Below are 16,456 nucleotides of genomic sequence, written 5' to 3'. Positions count from 1 at the left end.
AGAGCATCGGGCTGTGTACACGCCTATCCTGTGTATTAGGTCTATCCACAGCCCCGGGTAGTTTACACCGGCGGTGAATGCGTGTTGTGATGAGCGCCTTAGTATTCTCATACTGTTTTATGCAACAATTACTGTATGAGCATCGACCTTTCGACTATTCAGCCTTCGATCGCGTTAGGGCCCCTGGATGGCCGCTACCGGCGCGTTGCCGCTCCACTGGTGAACCACCTGTCGGAACCCGCGTTGAACCGGGCGCGGGTACACGTCGAAGTCGAATGGCTCATCTTCTTGCTCGACCACCAACTACTGCCCGGTGCCCCGCAGCTGACAGACGCGCAGCGTGATTACTTACGCAGTATCGCTGAGGATTTTGACGCGGACGCGATCGCGTGGATCGCCCAGGCTGAAGCACAGACGCGCCACGATGTTAAAGCAGTTGAATACTACGTAAAACACCGCTTAGACAACGCGCCAGCGGACCTGGACGGTGTAGAACTAGACGGTGAAAAACTTAAAGCTTTGCACGAGGTAGTGCATATCTTCTGCACCTCGGAAGACGTGAACAACCTGGCGTACGCCCTGGGAATTAAAGGGGCGGTTGAGCAAATCTGGTTGCCAGCCGCACGCAAACTCGAAGACCAGTTGCAGGTAATGATCCAAGCGCACTCCGCAACCCCGATGCTGGCGCGCACACACGGGCAACCCGCGACCCCCACTACGGTCGGTAAAGAACTCGCCGTTTTTGCGCACCGACTTTCGCGCCAGCGTCGCTGCGTAGAGGCCACCGAGTACCTCGGGAAAATGAATGGTGCAACCGGCACGTACGCGGCGCACGTGGTGGCACTACCGAACGTGGATTGGCTAGCGGTCACCAAAGAGTTTGTGGGTAGCCTCGGGCTGGAATGGAACCCCCTCACCACACAAATCGAAAGCTACGACTGGCAAGCGGACCTGTATGCACACGTTGCCCACTACAACCGGGTGGCCCACAATCTGGCGACTGACGCGTGGACGTACATTTCAATGGATTATTTCCACCAGAACCTGCAGGCGCAAGGCAGTACGGGATCGTCCACAATGCCGCATAAGGTCAATCCCATTCGGTTCGAAAATGCGGAAGCGAACCTGGAGGTGTCGTGTGCGCTGCTCGACAACCTTGCGCAAACGCTTACGACGTCGCGGATGCAACGGGACCTCACGGACTCGTCCACCAAACGCACGATCGGGGTGGCGTTGGGCCACTCCCTCCTCGCGCTCAATAACTTGCGGCGCGGGCTGGAAGGCGTGGACGTGAACGCAAGCAAAATGCGTGCGGACCTTGAAAATAACTGGGAGGTCCTGGGTGAAGCCGTGCAGCAAACCATGCGGGTTCTAGCGATCGCTGGTGTTAAAGGGATGGAAGATCCATACGAGCGGCTGAAAGAACTAACGCGCGGACACAAAATAGATGGGTCTTCCATGCGATGTTTTATTAAAGAACTCGGGCTCCCAGCGGAAGAAGAAAAACGCCTGCTGGCCCTAACCCCTGCGAACTACGTGGGGGTGGCCCCCATGCTTACCCAATACATAGGGAAATAGATTCCTAAATAAAGGGATACGTCCCCCGCAAAGGGAAATAGTTCCCTAACTAGACAGAAAGAAACCCTCAATAAGTCGCACAAACATGACCCAGCTGCCGGTAGTGCACGAAATATGCATACGCTACGGGAACGCGGTGCGCACGCTACGCAATGCGTGCACGTTGCACAAACGCGACACGCACAGCAAGTGGAGTAAACACGCGTAACTGCAGTGCTGTGAACAGCGATAAAGTGCACTAAGTGAGCGGCCTGAGCCGCGTTCTTCCGAGCGTCGTAAGCAAAACTAGCGCGAGTAGCGAAATACGCGGTGCAAGGGGAATAAATGTGGGTAGTGCAAGTGTTGAAGTGACGGCGAGAAGAGGGAAGATTAACGAAAAGGTCGATAAATGACGTCAACTGCTGAACCAAAACTGCGGCGAACACTGTCGGTCACGGATTTGATCGTGTACGGCATGCTGTTCATTGGGATAACCGCGCCGATGGGCACTTTCGGTGTGCTCGACGCGCGAAGTGGTGGGGTTACCCCACTCGTGTTCGTAATCGCGGTTTGTGCGATGGGAGCTACTGCGTACTCGTATGCGCGGATGAGCCACGCGGTACCTAAAGCCGGTTCTGTTTACGCGTATTCCGAAGCGGGGCTCGGGAAAGGACCTGCCTTCTTTGCCGGTTGGATGTTGTCTTTGGACTACCTGTTCATTCCCGCGATGGCGGTGCTGTTCATGGGGATCGCGACCCACGCGCTGGTGCCTTCCCTCCCGGTTTGGGCGCTCACGCTAGCGGGCGTGGTGCTGGTGACGGTTTTGAACCTGTTGGGCGTTAAACTTGCAACAAAAGTTGGCATGGTCATGTTGATTATTGAGGTCATCGCCCTGTCCGTGTTCCTAATCGCAGGCCTGTGGGTTCTGTTCACTGTGGGGCCGCAGAGGCCGTGGCTGTCACCCATCATTGGCGCGCAAACCTTGGATATTCGCGGTGTGCTCGGTGCAGCAACGGTGGCTGCGTTAGCGTTCTTGGGGTTCGATGCGATCGCTTCGTTCGCTGAAGAAACCACTGGGGACACGCGTGATGTGGGGCGGGCACTCGGCTGGTGCCTAGTGGTTGCCGCGGTTTTGTTCGTAGCGCAAACTTACGTGGCGTCGTTGCTCACCCCGTATTCTCCGGAGGTTCTGCGTTCCCACCCGGACCTGCAGGGAACTGCTTTTTACGACATGCTCGACGCGTCCATTGGATCGTGGTTGCATTTGCCGATCACGATCATGCGTTCTATCGGCCCGGTTTTCAGTGCGCTCGTGGCGCAGGCAGCGGCGTCGCGTCTTTTGTTCGCGATGGGTCGTGACCACGACCTTCCGGCTTTCTTGGGGCAGGTAGATGCGCGTGAGGGCGTGCCGCGCAACGCCACGCTCGTTTCTGCGGGGATCACGCTGGTGGTCTCTACGGTCGCTGCGTTGCATGCCGATGGTTTAGAAACCCTGTCTACGATGGTGACGGTTGGGGCGCTGGTGGCGTTCATCTTCCTGCACATCTCCGTGATCGGCTACTACGCGCGGGGCCGTGGGGAAGGGTGGAAAGCCGCGGTGGTGCCCATCATCGGGATCATTATTGTGGTGAACCTGCTGGTAGATGCAGCACGCCTGGCACTAACTATTGCCGCTATCTGGGCGGTGGTAGGCGGGATCGTGTACGCGGCCAAACACATCCGCGGTCAGCGCGCCCGCAGTTAATCACCTCTGCACTAGGCGCGCCCGCAGTTAAACACGCGGGGTGTAATCACCTGGCAAGTGAGCCCGCCCGCAGTTAAACGGGGGCGGCGTAAAGCGAGATAGCTGCGCAGCCGCGGCCCAGCAAGCTAGTCGGTTAGATGGTTTGCTAGGGCCGCGGCTTCTTTCAAGAACCCCACCAGTAGATCCCCAACCGCACTGTAGAACTCGCTCGACCCTTCACTGCGAATCCCCTTCACCACGCGCGCACACAGGGGGCCGGCGTGGTCATCTAGAAAAGTGGAAAACACCCGCGCATGCTCAGACAAGTCCGTGTTTTCGCGCGCACACTGCGCCAAAGTGGTTGCGAGCACCCCCACGAATCCCACCTGGTTCGCAACGTGCCCGAATCCCAAGTGCTGCAGATGCGGCTGCGCAAAACCATAGCGCGCATACGTGCCCGCCAGCGTCTGTCCCCCCTGGTTTGCCTCGGCCCCAGTCGCTGCAGTCTCACTTTTTGGCACGCACCCACCGGGGCCAAGCAACGCATTGTATTCGCCGGATACACGCAGCGGCCCACCCGCCATTACGGTGCGGAGTTTACGTACCCCCGCTTGCGAATCCTCATCGCGCAGCGGCCATAAATCAAGCATCTGCCCGTCCCGCAGGTTCAACTCCATTCCGCGCGAAGGTGGGGCAGCAAGCAGCATCGCCAGCACGGACGCTACTGTCCCCAGCCGAGTTCCCCTACTGTTCACATCCCCCGGTTCGGGCGTTTCCAATGGGTCGAATCGGATCATAATGCCTCTAACCAGTCGCGCTTCGAACCCGCCCGTTCCCCGGCTTTGCGCTCAGAGTCCGCCTGTTTTCCACCGTCGCGTTTAACGCCCGCCCGTTCCCCGGCGCCAGCAGTCTTGCCGCCCGAACGGTCAGCGTCAGCACTCTTGCCTTCCGAACGGTCAGCGTCAGCACTCTTGCCGCCCGAACCGTCCGTGTCGCCACCGGATGGTATTTCGGTTTTATTTCCTGAGGTCGGGGCGCTATCCGCGGAGTCACCATCTGAACCAGTTTGCTTGCCAACGGTCGCTAAACCGGCGTTGACCAGCAGTTCTTGCCACTGCTCCAGCAGTTGCAACGTTAACGTTTGCACCCCTTTAAACCACTGGGTAGACGCTTCCCTCAAGGCTGCACGCAACATGGGCGGGCCCCAGACCAGCAGGTGGCGGGCAGAAAAATCTACCGCCACCCCGACGGCTCGTTGCGCGAACAACTCTGTTTGCGCTTGCGCCGCCGTCATGCACGCGTGCGCTAAAAACGACAGTTCCAACCCAATGTGGTCATCGGGCTCGTTGTTAAGCCGGGGTGCCTCAAGGCCAAGCTGAAGGTACTCTAAACGGACCTGAAGGGTGTCGCGGTCAAAAATCAAACCATCATCACCCGTGTGCACGGACTCGTACGGAGGTACCACAGCTGGCCCAGTTAGCCCATACACGCGGTTCATGTCTTGCCACCGCGCGTACTCACCCTCATCCACCCCGTCGGCAAGCAGCTGCCACGCAGCCTCAAAACCATTAAGCGGCCAATGCGGACCCATCTGCACAAGCTCCGCCGCAGCGGCGTTAGAAAGCGGACTCAACTGCAGCGTAGACGCCACCGTGAACGCTTGCGCAAAATCCTCAAGAACCTGCGAATCAATACTCATACTCACCCGAATGTCGTGTTTAACCCAACGTGAATCAAACCTTCATAATGCATGCCGCGCCCAATCAGTTCCGTAACCAACGCGAAAACGAACGCGGCCCCAAGACCCCACACTAACGCCCGGGCCGGGCGGCGGCTAGTATCCCACGATTTACGCGCCACCCACGCGGTCAACACCACGGCAATCACCAGGGTAACCAGGCGAATCACCAGGTAACCGTGGGCCGTCATCGCCTGCGCCACCGCGTGCTCCACACTGGTCCCCAACGCCAATTGCGGTACCCGCACGCCGTAAGCAACCAGCAGACACAGGCCCGACACCACGGATATCACGTTCGACATGCGCAGCGAAGCGGTAGATAGCGCGTACGCATCCGGTTCGAAACTACCTTCAGGGAAGAAACCGCGCGAGACAAACCCAACGCTCTTTCGCCACCGCGAAACCCGAGTTCCCATCATCGGCTGCCCCGCGCCACTACTGGGCTTCGAAACGCGGGTTTGCGTGCGGCGCTTGTGTGACACCCCGAGCGTAGCGGTTAACGCAACCGCCACTGCCAACGGGCCGGTGAACAGTGTGGAACCGAAAAACAGCACCCACGTGAACCACGAATGCCAAGCCGGCACCGTAACCGTAAAGTAGTAAACCCCACTCATCGAAATGATCAAAAACAGGCCCGCAACCGCCGTGAGTGCCGCCAGCACTTCCCGCGCGGTGCGCGACAGCCAGTTGAACCACTGGGTGAGGGCAAACACCGCGCCGAACGCGCCGTACGCCACCCCGCTAACCAGCTCGCGCGACAACCAAGAACTCCCCAAGTGCAGCAGTGTGAACGGTGAGTGGAACGGGTCGTGTAGGTGGAAGAAAGCCGCGAAAAAGCCCAGTACCAACAACGGGCCCGCCGCGTAGAGCCCCGCGTTCGTGATGCGATCAACCGCAGTGCGATCCACGCGCCTCAAACGCCCCAAAAACTGGATTAAACCCAGCGTCCAGAACGCGCCCACGGACATCTGCGCAACGACCGTAAAAATAATCATAGGCAGTTCGCCCACATGCATTGGATTCTCCTACCTAAATCTCTTTCGGGCTCTGCACCATGCCGGTGCCCCGATCCCACTTCTGTGCATCCCGGTGCGGTTTAATCACCAGGTTCGGTTCCGTAATCGACGGATCCGGTAGGGGCGCAATCCCCGCTTCGCTACCGTACTCTTCCCGCAGCGCATCAATCGGCCCCCACCCCAAAGCCCGGGTTGGGCACGCATCCACGCACGCCGGATTCTGCCCCTCCACTCGGTAGTCATAACACAGGTCGCATTTAGACATGTGGCCCGTGCGGGCATCCAACTGCGGCGCCCCATAGGGGCACGCCCACTGGCAGTACCGGCAGCCCACGCACTTGGACTGGTCGACGTACACCGTGCCGTCTTCGCGCTTAGTCATAGCGGTCGTGGGGCACACTTGCACGCACACGGGGTTCACGCAGTGGTTGCAAGAAATCGACGTGTAGTAGCTGAACACGGATGGGGTGAACGTGTTCTCCGCATCGTTTTGCGACCACGAACCACCCGTGTATTCCACAACCTTGCGCCAGTTCATCCCCAGGGGCAGGTCGTGCTTATCCTTACAGGCAATCTGACAGGCCTTACACCCGTTACACACGTTCTGGTCGAATACGAAACCGTAGTTCGCGCCCGGTTGCGTCAGCGGCGCATCCACCGTGTTTGCACGGCCCGGGGCGGGTATCTTCTCGTTACTCATCTATCTTCCTCTTCACCTATGCCTTCACCACTTGGCTTCGACGCCTATGCCTTCACCACTTGCGCGAGGGTGGTGTGCACGCCCATGCCTTTCGCCAGCGGGGTGGGGTGCAGGGACGTTAACGTATTCACGGACCCGTTCACGTCCACTGGTTTATTTGGGTTAGCGCCCTTAGGGGGCTTCACTTCCGTGGATGGTTTCGGGTCGTACCACGCGCCCTGAGGGACTGAAACCGTTCCGGGGCTGATCCGCGTCGTCACTTTCGCAGGCAGCCGGATGGTGCCGCGCGGGTTGTAGACAAACACGAGGTCGTCGTTCTTAATGCCCCTGGTTTTCGCGTCAATCGGGTTAAGCCACACGGTTTGCACGTGCGCTTCTTTGAGCCATTCCACGTTCCCGTACGAAGAGTGAGTGCGGCCCTTGAAGTGGTGTCCGATCACCTGCAGTGGGTAATCCGGGTTCTCCTGTGCTTCCGCTGGGCCTTCCCAGGTTTCAATGTATTCCGGTAGGGCCGTGAGTTTATCGCCTTTGCGCTGCTCGTGGATTTGCCCGAAGTGCCATTTTTGCCCCATGTCTTGGAGGCGTTTGGAGTAGATCTCGATCTTCCCAGACGGCGTGTCCAACGGGTTCGCTTGCGGGTCTTCTCGAAAATCCGCCATGGGTACCTCGGAATCAACTTTGCGCCGGTAGATTCCCATTTCTTTCCACTGCGCGTACGTGGGTAGGTCGGGGTCTTCTTCGCGGGCGGCAGCAATCGTGGCTTCCAGCCATTCCTCACGCGTTTTCCCACCCGTGAACTCGTCTTTCAACCCGAGTTTTTCTGCTAGTAGGGTGCAGATGTCGAAAATGGATTTGCATTCGTACAGCGGTTTAATCGCCTGTTGCGACACGATCCCGTACGCCATTGGGGTTGCGTTTTCCCCCTGGTGGAAGTCCGATTCCTCCGACGTGGACGTGCCTGGCAGAATGTAGTCCGAGTACCGTGCCGTCACGGTTTTCATGATGTCGCACGTGACGATCAGTTCACAGTTTTCTTCATTCTGGAGGATCTCTACCGACCGGTTGTTATCTCCCGTTTGGTTCACGAGCGAGTTGGAACCGTAGTTGAACACCGCCTTAATTGGCACTTCCAGTTTCGTGTTCGTCGGGTTCCCATCCTCGTCTACCGGTACTTTCAGGGCCCGCACGCCCGGTTCTGGTTTTACCCCCACCCCGGCGTTGAACGTGTCTAGTTCGGGGCCGCGTTCAATCGCGTCGAGCCATCCGAATACGGAAATAATTTTGTTTGAGGGGTTCGTGTACTCCGTGTTAAAAATCGGGTCTACCGGTAGGGAAGAACCCCCTTCCCGGCCACCAGTACCCCCACCGGGGATGCCGATGTTACCGGTTACGGCTGCGAGCAAGAAGATGGCGCGGGCTGCGTTCTCACCGTTCGCGTGCCGCTGCGGCCCCCACCCTTGGCTGATTGCGCACGGTTTAGCACCGGCGATTTCGCGGGCCAACTGTTCAATACGTTTAGCAGGTACCCCCGTTATGCGCGCCGCCCACTGCGGTGTTTTCGCTGTCTTGTCCGGGCCCTTACCTTCTAGGTAAGCGCGGTAAGAGGAGTTCTTCGGTGCGCCTTCGGGTAAGGTGTTCTCGTCGAATCCCACGCAGTACTTGTCTAGGAACGCTTGGTCGTGCAACCCCTCTTTGATCATCACGTAAATCATTCCGGCGATCAGGGCGGCGTCCGTGCCGGGCCGTAGCGCAACCCATTCGTCACCAAGAGCAATCGACGTTTCGGAGTAACGCGGGTCGATCACAATCGTTTTCACATTCGCGTGCTGTTTAACGTATTGGGTGACGAAGGTTTGCCCACCGCCAGACATGCGGGTTTCTTGCGGGTTGTTACCGAACATGACTTGCAATTTTGAGTTCATCACGTCGTCAAGCGAGTTCGTGTTTTGCCACCCGCCGTAAAAATAGGGGTATGCCTGAGTGATACCCGTAGTGGAGTAGTCCGAGTAGTGGTCCAAGTACCCGCCGTAGAGGTTCAGCAGCCGCGCCACGGGCGTCGTATTTGGCGGCCATGAGCAAGACATCGTGGAACCAAGTACCCCCGTGCCGTAGTTAATGTAGAACGCTTCGTTTCCGTAGTCGCGTTTAATCTCTTTCATTTTCTGCGCGATTTCGGTTAGGGCCTGGTCCCAGCTGATTTCTTCCCACTGGTCGTCCCCGCGTTTAGTACCGGCTTTGCGCTTGAGGGGGTGTTTGAGACGATCCGGATTGTAGATGCGGTGGCGGATTGACCGGCCGCGCGGGCAGGCGCGTACCTGCTGGTTCCCCAGCTCATCTGTGCCCGTGTTGTCGGGTAAGACCCGTACCACTTGCCCGTCTTTAACTTGTAGGCGCAGGGGGCAGCGTGACCCACAGTTCACGGTGCAGGCTGACCACACGGTTTTATCGACGTCGGTGCGTCCGGTTCCGTTTGCCACGAGGGCTTGGCCGTGAATGGAGTACGGGTTTTTCTGGGTGGAACATCCCACGAGTCCGAGCCCTGCACCGGCCACTGCTGACCATCCGAGGAATGACCGGCGGGTTACCCCACCTCGTTTATCGGGGGTCTCAGATGAAGGTTCTGCTTGAATGCTGGCTTTCGGCTCTTTCTGAGCTTCGTGTAGTACTCGCAACGTCCCTCCCTGGAGTTAATAACTGCCTCAATAGTAACGGTTGTTTCCGTCAAAAATAGGGGACGAAAGGGGAGGGGTGAAAGCAACCGCAAATTCTTCTTCGACTCGGCTTAAAGCGCGTAAATACGGGAAATAATGGGTTCTTTGAGGTGAGCGACGCCTCATGATTTAGTGCCAAGAAAATCTTTTAAAACAGTAAGCAATTACTTAAATACTATCCAGGGTTTTTCTAAAAAGAGTTTGTGGTGAAGAGCCCATAAACAACAAGATCCTAATAAGCAACCACAACACCGGAAAAGTAATCAACCACAACGCCAAAGGAATAGCTGTCGAGATCGCACTCGACCCCAACAAAAACTACCAACTAAAAAGTAAACAATAGCGCAAAATAATGTAAATAATGCCCCGAGACACCAGTTAACAATGCCTCGAGACATCATATGGTCGGGGTGACAGGATTTGAACCTGCGACCTCTTCGTCCCGAACGAAGCGCGCTACCAAGCTGCGCCACACCCCGAAGTCAAAGCGACTTGATTAGTATAGCCAAGCGGCTGTCAAACCACCAAAAGACTTTTGTAACGGTAATGAACCTCACGCGGAATGTAAGGTCACCAAGCTAACCTCAGGCCGGCAGGCAAACCTCACGGGCGCATACATGGACGTACCTAAACCAGCGGACACGTTCAAAACCGCGGCCCCTTCGGCGGTGTGCCAGCGGTGTAAACCACGCACCATGCTGCGCGGCACATCGCAGTTACTGACAATCGCCCCCACGCCTGGCACGCGCAACTGCCCACCGTGCGTATGCCCCGCGAACAGTGCTTGCGCTCCCAAGTGGACGAACTCGTTGAGGACCCGCTGGTAAGGAGCGTGCAACAAGCCGATCCGCAGCGCCTCAGGAGAATTCCAATCCGCATTCGGAACGGGCATCCGGTCGCGGTGAATATGCGGGTCATCCACCCCCATTAGTGCCAGCGTGCGCCCGTCCTCTAACTGCACGTGCCCCGCCCGGTTGTTCAAGTTAACCCAGCCGGCGTTGTGAAAAAACGCTTCCAACTCCTGCCACGGCAAATCCGGTTTTGTACGCGACACCCGGTTGAACGCGTGGCGGCGCGAACCCACCAGGTAAGAATGCCACGGTTTTGGCTGCGGCGAATAATAGTCGTTAGAACCAAACACGAACGCGCCGGGATGGCCCAGCAGAGGCTCGTACGCCCGGCGTAGCATCGGCAACCCTCGGGTGGACCCGAAGTTATCGCCCGTAGACACGACGAAGTCGAACTCCAGTTCCGCTAAACTGCGCACAAAATCAACTAAAAAATCCTGGCCTGGAAACAGGTGCAGATCAGACACGTGCAGAACCCGCACTGGCGCAGACCCGGTGGGCAGCACGCCGTGGGCATCCACGTGACGCACCGTCGGCCACCGCCGCTCCACCTGCGTCCACGCCAACCCTGCCATCGCAGTTGCCGCCACCACCGCGGTTGCGTACCTCAATCGTGTTAAAACTGGTTTTTTAGGCACTATTCGCCGTCGTCTTCCTCATATTCGTAAACGTACTCGTATTGAGGTTCGGCATCCCGCTCACCCTCGTCTTCAGCCTGCTGATGCTGCGGCTCACGAGCCCGCGCGGGTTCGTCTTTCTTCCCGTTAGTCAAGTCTGCCTCAGGGAAGTTCATTACCTCCTGGCCCTCCAAAGCAGACTCCATGTACTGCTTCCACATCGGAGCGGTGAACGTACCACCGTAAACCGTGCCGTAGTATGTGCCGTTAACGGTAATGCCATTCATCGACGCCGAAGACTGGGAAGCGTAACCCGCCCACGCGCTGGTAATCAGCTGCGGGGTACCACCCACGAACCAAAGACCCGCGTTGTTATCCGTAGTCCCGGTCTTCCCGATGTGCGGGCGGCCAATGTCAGAGGCGCGGTAGAACGCGCTCTGCGTGGTTTGCTGCAGCACATCCGCCACCTGGTTCGCATTCTTCTCCGGTATCGCTTGCGAACAAGAAGACTTGAACTTCGCAACCTGCTTACCATCCCGATCCGTCACCTCGGTCACGGACATGGGTTTGCACAACTTACCTTTGTTAGCGAACGCAGAATACGCGCGCGCCATGCTCAGCGGGGTTGCCGGTGCACCAATAATGGACGACGGGTGCGGATCCAACCGGGAACCGTCGGGCTTAGAGATCCCCAGGTCTTTCATGCCGTCAAAGAGCTTGCACATATCCAACTGGGTTGCCATGTGCGCGTAGGCACGGTTCACAGACTTCTCCGTGGCCTCAATAATGTTGAACGACCCGGGTTTACCGTCCACATCCTGCACCGTCCAGTTGTCCGCCATCTGGGGGGCGCATGGAATATTCCACTCTCCTCGGCTGAAGTGAATGGAGTGGCCTCCAACCCGTTCATACGCGGAGCGGCCCTCACGGAACCATTCGAGCATCGTGAACGGCTTCAACGCTGACCCCGCCTGGAACCCATCACCACCACCGTGTGCCTTATCGGCCGTGATCGAGTTCTGTGTTGCTCCCGGGTTCTGCTCCGTGGGGGTGCCGAAGTTCGTGTTCTGCGCCATCGCCACAATCGCGCCGTTGCGTGGATCCATAGAAACTATCGCCGTGTTGGCACCCGATGGGTCGTTAATTGGAATCCGATCTTGCGCCGCCTTGAACGCTTTCGCCTGCAAGTCCTTATTCAACGTGGTTTTAATGGTTAAACCACCGCGCTGCAGTTTCTGCAATCGGTCTTCTTGGGATGCCCCGAACTCTTTTGACCGCAGCAGTTCAGACCGCACGTACTCACAGAAGTACGCGGCGTTGCCAGCTCCCGCACACCCCTGGGGAGTGTAGTCGGGTTTCAACATTTTCTTCACTGGGATTTTCACGAACTTGTCGTACTCTTCTTGCGTGATCTTGTTTTGCGCCAGCATTGACGTTAGGACCGTGTCCCGCCGATCCTGAGCCGCATCCGGGTTCCGCAGCGGATTGTACTCATTGGGGGATTTAACAATTCCCGCTAGCAGCGCGGATTCTAATGCGTCCAGTTTCGCAGCTGGTTTTGAGAAATACAGGTGCGCAGCCGCTTCCGCCCCGTACACGTTGGGGCCGAACGGGGCGATATTCAAGTACCCCGCCAGGATCTCTTCTTTCGACAACCGCTTCTCTAGGTCCAGGGCGTAGCGTGCCTCGCGCAATTTCCTCCCGATGGTCTGCTCGGTTGCCTCATCAATCATGTCCTGGTCACCTTTTTGCAAACCAGCTTCCAGAAGCGAGTTCTTCACATATTGTTGCGTGAGGGTAGACGCACCCTGCGTGGACCCGGATCCACCGAGGTTATTCAACGCGGCGCGGGCCATGCCCTCAGGATCAATGCCTTTATGGTCGTAGAACCGGCGGTCCTCAGTGGAAATAACTGCTTGCTGAAGGTGCTTGGAAATCTTGTCGAGCGGAACGACAATCCGGTTTTCCGTGTAGAACGACGCCAAAACCGTGCCGTCTGACGCCACAAGAGTGGACTGTTCCGACGGGGGAACGATCTTCAAGTCGGCGGGGAGGGAATCAAAAACCTCCGGACCAGACTTCACCACCATGCCCGCTAACCCAAGGGTCGGAACTAAAAGACCCGAAAGGAGCACACCCGCCAGTGCGCACACCGCAAGGAACGCGGTGAGGAGACGGGCGAGCTGCGGTTTTTTGACCGAGCGAATATTCGAATGAGGCATGTTCTAAGCCTACGACGAACCGGCCCTTCGCTGCCTAACTGGAGGCCGATTGGTAAAAACGCGTTCATGTGTGTATGGTCACAATGTAGAGAAGGTTACGTATTAAGACGTATCAATGGGGTGCAAATGAAATACGAATACGCGGATAGCGATCAGAGCTGGGCAGCGAAGGCGCTGTGTGCAACTGATTCTCCCGACGCGTTGTTCGTTCAGGGCGCAGGTCAGCGTCAGGTTCGATCGCGCTGTTTTGCGTGCGAGGTGAGGTTGGAATGCCTGGCGGACGCGTTGCAATCAGAAGCTAACTTCGGAGTCTGGGGTGGGTTAACTGAACGGGAACGCCGGGCCATGCTCCGCCACTACACGGATGTCAAGGATTGGCGCGAATGGATCTTACATTCAGATGATCCGTTAGCGGAAGAGATTCGCACACCGAAAGTACCGAAAGTTCTCGCGCGCGTTCGTCGCTAACAAGCGTTCGCCTTGTGGGTCCCACTTTCGGTGGTGGGGTTCAACTGGGCGGATTTGTAGCTTAGGATGGGGTACATGCAGAAATGGGAATACGCAACGATACCGTTGCTGGTGCACAGTACAAAACAGATTCTGGATCAGTGGGGCGAAGACGGGTGGGAACTCGTGCAGGTCGTTCCCGCACCCGCGAACCCCGAAAGTCTTGTGGCGTATCTGAAACGCCCTAAGCAAGACTAGCGACTTCGAAATAAGACTAGTTATTTCCGGCGTGCGGCTAGGCTCGCGGCAACGTTAGTTGTTTTGGCGTGCGTTCATGTTCATGGAAACACTAGTTAAATAATTGCGTTGAGGCCCCAGCAGTGCTGGGGCCTCAAAGTGTTTTAAACCTGCGGTATCCGCGGATGCAGCCTTACCGCAGGTTTGGCGCTAGGGCCCGGGGTGTTGTTACCGGGCGCGGCGGGCGAGCCGATCCAGGTCCAGTAGTGTTACCGCACGGCCTTCGAGCTGGATCCAGCCGCGCGAAACAAAGTCCGCTAAAGACTTGTTAACAGTTTCGCGTGAGGCACCCACGAGCTGCGCAAGCTCCTCTTGCGTGAGGTCGTGAGGTACGTGTACGCCGTGGTCAGTTTGGGTGCCGAACCGGTCTGCCAGGTCCAGCAGGGCTTTGGCGACGCGGCCGGGTACGTCTGAGAACACCAGGTCAGCAAGCGACTCGTTGGTGCGACGCAGACGACGCGCCAGTGAACGCAGCATGTGCCGCGCCATCGTCGGGTTCGTGTCCAGAATTTCCACGAGGTCCGAGTGCTCCAAGTACAGGAGCGTCACCGGGGAAACAGCGGTTGCTGATGCGGTGCGCGCACCCGGGTCAAAGAGGGTGAGTTCGCCAATGATCTCACCGGGCCCTAGCACTGCCAGCAGGTTCTCCCGCCCATCGAGCGAGGTGTGGCCCAGTTTAATCTTGCCTTCCGTGATGATGTACAGGCGGTTGCCTTGGTCGCCTTCTTCGAATAGGACTTCACCGCGACGCAGCGTTGTTTGTCCCATCCGCTGACGCAGTGAAGTCTGCTGCTGTTCATCTAGACCATCGAACAGTGGGACCTGACTGATGTAGTTACTCTCCACGATTTCCCTTCCATCTCCGCTGTAAACGGTGTTGTGACTGCGCGCGACTGAGCCGCGCTCTGAAATCTCTTGTGATGCCTTTAACAAGTTTATACATAAAATGCAGTTGAGGCTATCAATCTGACTGCTGCGTGGTTCCAAACCTGCGGTTTCCAACCGGTTGTTTTAAATTCACGGTTTTAAGCTAGGCTGGCGGGTATGCACACGAACGCCCCTGCGGTTGCAAATGAGTTGGCTCACCTGTACCCCGATGCCCACTGCGCTCTAGTGCACCGCAACGCTTACGAACTGCTGGTTGCCACTGTGCTTTCGGCGCAAACCACGGACGCGCGGGTTAATACGGTCACCCCGCAGCTGTTTGACCACTATCCCACGCCCACAGATTTAGCGAATGCGGATCCGGATGCGGTTGCGCGCATTGTCCGCCCACTTGGCTTCCAAAACCGTCGCAGCAGCCAGTTGGTACGGTTAGGGGCAGCTTTGGAAGATAATTTTCACGGTGAGGTACCGCGTGAACGTAAGCAACTGGAATCCCTGCCGGGGGTGGGCCGTAAAACCGCGCACGTGGTGATGGGCAACGCGTTTGGGATGCGGGCAATAACTGTGGACACGCACGTGGGACGGTTAGCGCGCCGCCTGGGGTGGAGTAAACACAAAGCCCCGCTGGCTGTGGAAAAAGATATTGCCCGGGTTCTGCCGGATGCGGATTGGACAGTTCTGTGCCACCGGTTAATTGAGCACGGTCGGCGCGTGTGCCATTCGCGTCAGCCCGATTGTGGGCACTGCGAACTGGCGCAGCTATGCCCATCCGCCGCCATCTGATGGCAGCGGTGTTCACGCGTACGGTTCGAGGTGTTTGAACACAGCCTTGGTGACTTCCGCCGGTGCTTCTTCTGTGGCGTAATGGCCCCCTGGAACCTCAAACGTTTGAATCGGATCTTGTACCCACTGCTGGTCCCGTAGGTATGCGGCCCGCGTATGCAGCGGATCTTCGCGCGCCATGACGGTGGATACGGGCCGGTCGATTGTGGTGTCGATACGCGAACGAGTTTTGTGTGTGAGCGCGTGCGCACGGATCGTGGCTTCCAACGCGGTTTCTGCTGCGAAGGGGCGGGAGAACGCGTAGTGGTACGGGTCCAGGGGGAAGTGACTGCCGGGGGCGCACAGCGTTTGCGCGCCCATATCAATAAGTCTGCCTGATTTCAGTAGCGCCCGGTTGAGGTACGGGGCGCGCGTAAGGGCAAGAAGCTTCATCACCGCTGGCGGGTGGTTAAGCGTGGTGGCGCACAGCGGGTGGGGGCTACACACGGACATGAGGGAGCGCACGCGTTTGGGCGTGGTGGACGCTAGGATCCAGCCGAGAATTCCCCCGAGGCCCGCGCCGATTACGTGCGCGTTGGTGTAGCCGAGGGCGCTGATTACGGCGGAGATGTCTGCGGACATGCGCAGTGGGTCTTGCCCGTGGGGTTGCAGGTCGGAGTTACCGAATCCGCGCAGATCCATGGCGATTGCCCGCCAGTTGGCGTCTCCGAGGCTAACGAGCGTGTGTTTCCAAGACAGCCACGTGCGCGGAAAGCTGTGGAGCAGCAGGACGGGCGTACCGTCTTCGGGCCCGTGAATGGCGACGTGGAAGTTCACGCCTGCCGCGTTGACCGTTCGGTGCGACCAGGGGCCGGAGGGCATGAGTAACGACCGGCCCATCGTGTTGGACATGGCCGGTCGTTTTGAAAACTT

Annotated in this window: 14 protein-coding genes and 1 tRNA gene; 5 read left to right on the top strand and 10 right to left on the bottom strand. The window is 57.8% G+C overall.

Annotation, left to right across the window (positions count from 1 at the left end):
- Positions 1 to 135: 135 nt before the first annotated feature.
- Together purB and QS713_RS00985 are read left to right on the top strand one after the other, a co-directional pair.
- The gene (gene purB / locus QS713_RS00990) at positions 136 to 1,578 is read left to right on the top strand and encodes an adenylosuccinate lyase (RefSeq protein ID WP_313271719.1); all 1,443 of its coding nucleotides are present in this window, start codon (positions 136 to 138) and stop codon (positions 1,576 to 1,578) included.
- 388 nt (positions 1,579 to 1,966) lie between these two features.
- Positions 1,967 to 3,301: an APC family permease gene (locus QS713_RS00985; RefSeq protein WP_313271718.1), complete on the top strand. Its 1,335-nt coding sequence runs from the start codon at positions 1,967 to 1,969 to the stop codon at positions 3,299 to 3,301.
- A 125-nt stretch (positions 3,302 to 3,426) separates the two neighbouring features.
- On the opposite strand, the gene QS713_RS00980 is transcribed toward QS713_RS00985, so the two are convergent.
- From QS713_RS00980 to QS713_RS00945, 8 genes are all read right to left on the bottom strand, one after another.
- The gene (locus QS713_RS00980; RefSeq protein WP_313271716.1) at positions 3,427 to 4,077 is read right to left on the bottom strand and encodes a hypothetical protein; all 651 of its coding nucleotides are present in this window, start codon (positions 4,075 to 4,077) and stop codon (positions 3,427 to 3,429) included.
- Entirely contained in the window at positions 4,074 to 4,979 is a 906-nt protein-coding gene (locus QS713_RS00975; protein ID WP_313271714.1) for a TorD/DmsD family molecular chaperone, read from the bottom strand. The genes QS713_RS00980 and QS713_RS00975 overlap by 4 nt, the downstream gene beginning before the upstream one ends.
- Positions 4,980 to 4,981: 2 nt before the next feature.
- The gene (locus tag QS713_RS00970) at positions 4,982 to 6,034 is read right to left on the bottom strand and encodes a dimethyl sulfoxide reductase anchor subunit family protein (protein WP_313271712.1); all 1,053 of its coding nucleotides are present in this window, start codon (positions 6,032 to 6,034) and stop codon (positions 4,982 to 4,984) included.
- 13 nt (positions 6,035 to 6,047) lie between these two features.
- The gene (locus tag QS713_RS00965) at positions 6,048 to 6,734 is read right to left on the bottom strand and encodes a DMSO/selenate family reductase complex B subunit (RefSeq protein ID WP_313271710.1); all 687 of its coding nucleotides are present in this window, start codon (positions 6,732 to 6,734) and stop codon (positions 6,048 to 6,050) included.
- A 44-nt stretch (positions 6,735 to 6,778) separates the two neighbouring features.
- Positions 6,779 to 9,406: a DMSO/selenate family reductase complex A subunit gene (locus QS713_RS00960; protein WP_313271708.1), complete on the bottom strand. Its 2,628-nt coding sequence runs from the start codon at positions 9,404 to 9,406 to the stop codon at positions 6,779 to 6,781.
- 441 nt (positions 9,407 to 9,847) lie between these two features.
- A tRNA-Pro gene (locus QS713_RS00955) sits at positions 9,848 to 9,924 on the bottom strand.
- A 74-nt stretch (positions 9,925 to 9,998) separates the two neighbouring features.
- Positions 9,999 to 10,931: a metallophosphoesterase gene (locus QS713_RS00950; RefSeq protein ID WP_313271706.1), complete on the bottom strand. Its 933-nt coding sequence runs from the start codon at positions 10,929 to 10,931 to the stop codon at positions 9,999 to 10,001.
- On the bottom strand, positions 10,931 to 13,132 hold the full coding sequence (locus tag QS713_RS00945) for a transglycosylase domain-containing protein (protein WP_313271704.1): 2,202 nt from the start codon (positions 13,130 to 13,132) through the stop codon (positions 10,931 to 10,933). The genes QS713_RS00950 and QS713_RS00945 overlap by 1 nt, the downstream gene beginning before the upstream one ends.
- A 126-nt stretch (positions 13,133 to 13,258) precedes the next feature.
- On the opposite strand from QS713_RS00945, the gene QS713_RS00940 reads away from it, so the two are divergent.
- Together QS713_RS00940 and sp36 are read left to right on the top strand one after the other, a co-directional pair.
- Complete coding sequence (locus QS713_RS00940; RefSeq protein WP_102216857.1) at positions 13,259 to 13,600, top strand: WhiB family transcriptional regulator; 342 nt, start codon at positions 13,259 to 13,261, stop codon at positions 13,598 to 13,600.
- A 75-nt stretch (positions 13,601 to 13,675) separates the two neighbouring features.
- The gene (gene sp36 / locus QS713_RS00935) at positions 13,676 to 13,837 is read left to right on the top strand and encodes a Sp36 family protein (protein WP_102216856.1); all 162 of its coding nucleotides are present in this window, start codon (positions 13,676 to 13,678) and stop codon (positions 13,835 to 13,837) included.
- 207 nt (positions 13,838 to 14,044) lie between these two features.
- Here the strand turns inward: sp36 and QS713_RS00930 are convergent, their stop codons facing one another.
- Positions 14,045 to 14,722 carry a Crp/Fnr family transcriptional regulator gene (locus tag QS713_RS00930; RefSeq protein ID WP_102217068.1) on the bottom strand — a complete coding sequence of 226 codons (678 nt, stop codon included), beginning with the start codon at positions 14,720 to 14,722 and terminating at the stop codon, positions 14,045 to 14,047.
- A 198-nt stretch (positions 14,723 to 14,920) separates the two neighbouring features.
- Here QS713_RS00930 and nth point away from each other — a divergent pair, with 198 nt between their 5' ends.
- The gene (nth, locus tag QS713_RS00925) at positions 14,921 to 15,544 is read left to right on the top strand and encodes an endonuclease III (protein ID WP_313271696.1); all 624 of its coding nucleotides are present in this window, start codon (positions 14,921 to 14,923) and stop codon (positions 15,542 to 15,544) included.
- 12 nt (positions 15,545 to 15,556) lie between these two features.
- Here nth and QS713_RS00920 read toward each other — a convergent pair whose 3' ends face one another.
- Complete coding sequence (locus tag QS713_RS00920) at positions 15,557 to 16,435, bottom strand: alpha/beta fold hydrolase (protein WP_313271694.1); 879 nt, start codon at positions 16,433 to 16,435, stop codon at positions 15,557 to 15,559.
- Positions 16,436 to 16,456 lie beyond the last annotated feature (21 nt).

Source organism: Gleimia hominis (assembly GCF_032085515.1).
Classification (GTDB): Bacteria; Actinomycetota; Actinomycetes; order Actinomycetales; family Actinomycetaceae; genus Gleimia; species Gleimia hominis.
This window is presented reverse-complemented; position numbering and strand designations above follow the sequence as displayed.

What these genes read in the sequence shown, in the direction of transcription:
- QS713_RS00940 (WP_102216857.1), top strand. Translation starts at nt 13,259, where the DNA reads ATGAAATACGAATACGCGGATAGCGATCAGAGCTGGGCAGCGAAGGCG.
- QS713_RS00920 (WP_313271694.1), bottom strand. Translation starts at nt 16,435, where the DNA reads ATGTCCAACACGATGGGCCGGTCGTTACTCATGCCCTCCGGCCCCTGG.
- sp36 (WP_102216856.1), top strand. Translation starts at nt 13,676, where the DNA reads ATGCAGAAATGGGAATACGCAACGATACCGTTGCTGGTGCACAGTACA.
- nth (WP_313271696.1), top strand. Translation starts at nt 14,921, where the DNA reads ATGCACACGAACGCCCCTGCGGTTGCAAATGAGTTGGCTCACCTGTAC.
- QS713_RS00975 (WP_313271714.1), bottom strand. Translation starts at nt 4,979, where the DNA reads ATGAGTATTGATTCGCAGGTTCTTGAGGATTTTGCGCAAGCGTTCACG.
- purB (WP_313271719.1), top strand. Translation starts at nt 136, where the DNA reads ATGAGCATCGACCTTTCGACTATTCAGCCTTCGATCGCGTTAGGGCCC.
- QS713_RS00945 (WP_313271704.1), bottom strand. Translation starts at nt 13,132, where the DNA reads ATGCCTCATTCGAATATTCGCTCGGTCAAAAAACCGCAGCTCGCCCGT.
- QS713_RS00980 (WP_313271716.1), bottom strand. Translation starts at nt 4,077, where the DNA reads ATGATCCGATTCGACCCATTGGAAACGCCCGAACCGGGGGATGTGAAC.
- QS713_RS00965 (WP_313271710.1), bottom strand. Translation starts at nt 6,734, where the DNA reads ATGAGTAACGAGAAGATACCCGCCCCGGGCCGTGCAAACACGGTGGAT.
- QS713_RS00985 (WP_313271718.1), top strand. Translation starts at nt 1,967, where the DNA reads ATGACGTCAACTGCTGAACCAAAACTGCGGCGAACACTGTCGGTCACG.
- QS713_RS00970 (WP_313271712.1), bottom strand. Translation starts at nt 6,034, where the DNA reads ATGCATGTGGGCGAACTGCCTATGATTATTTTTACGGTCGTTGCGCAG.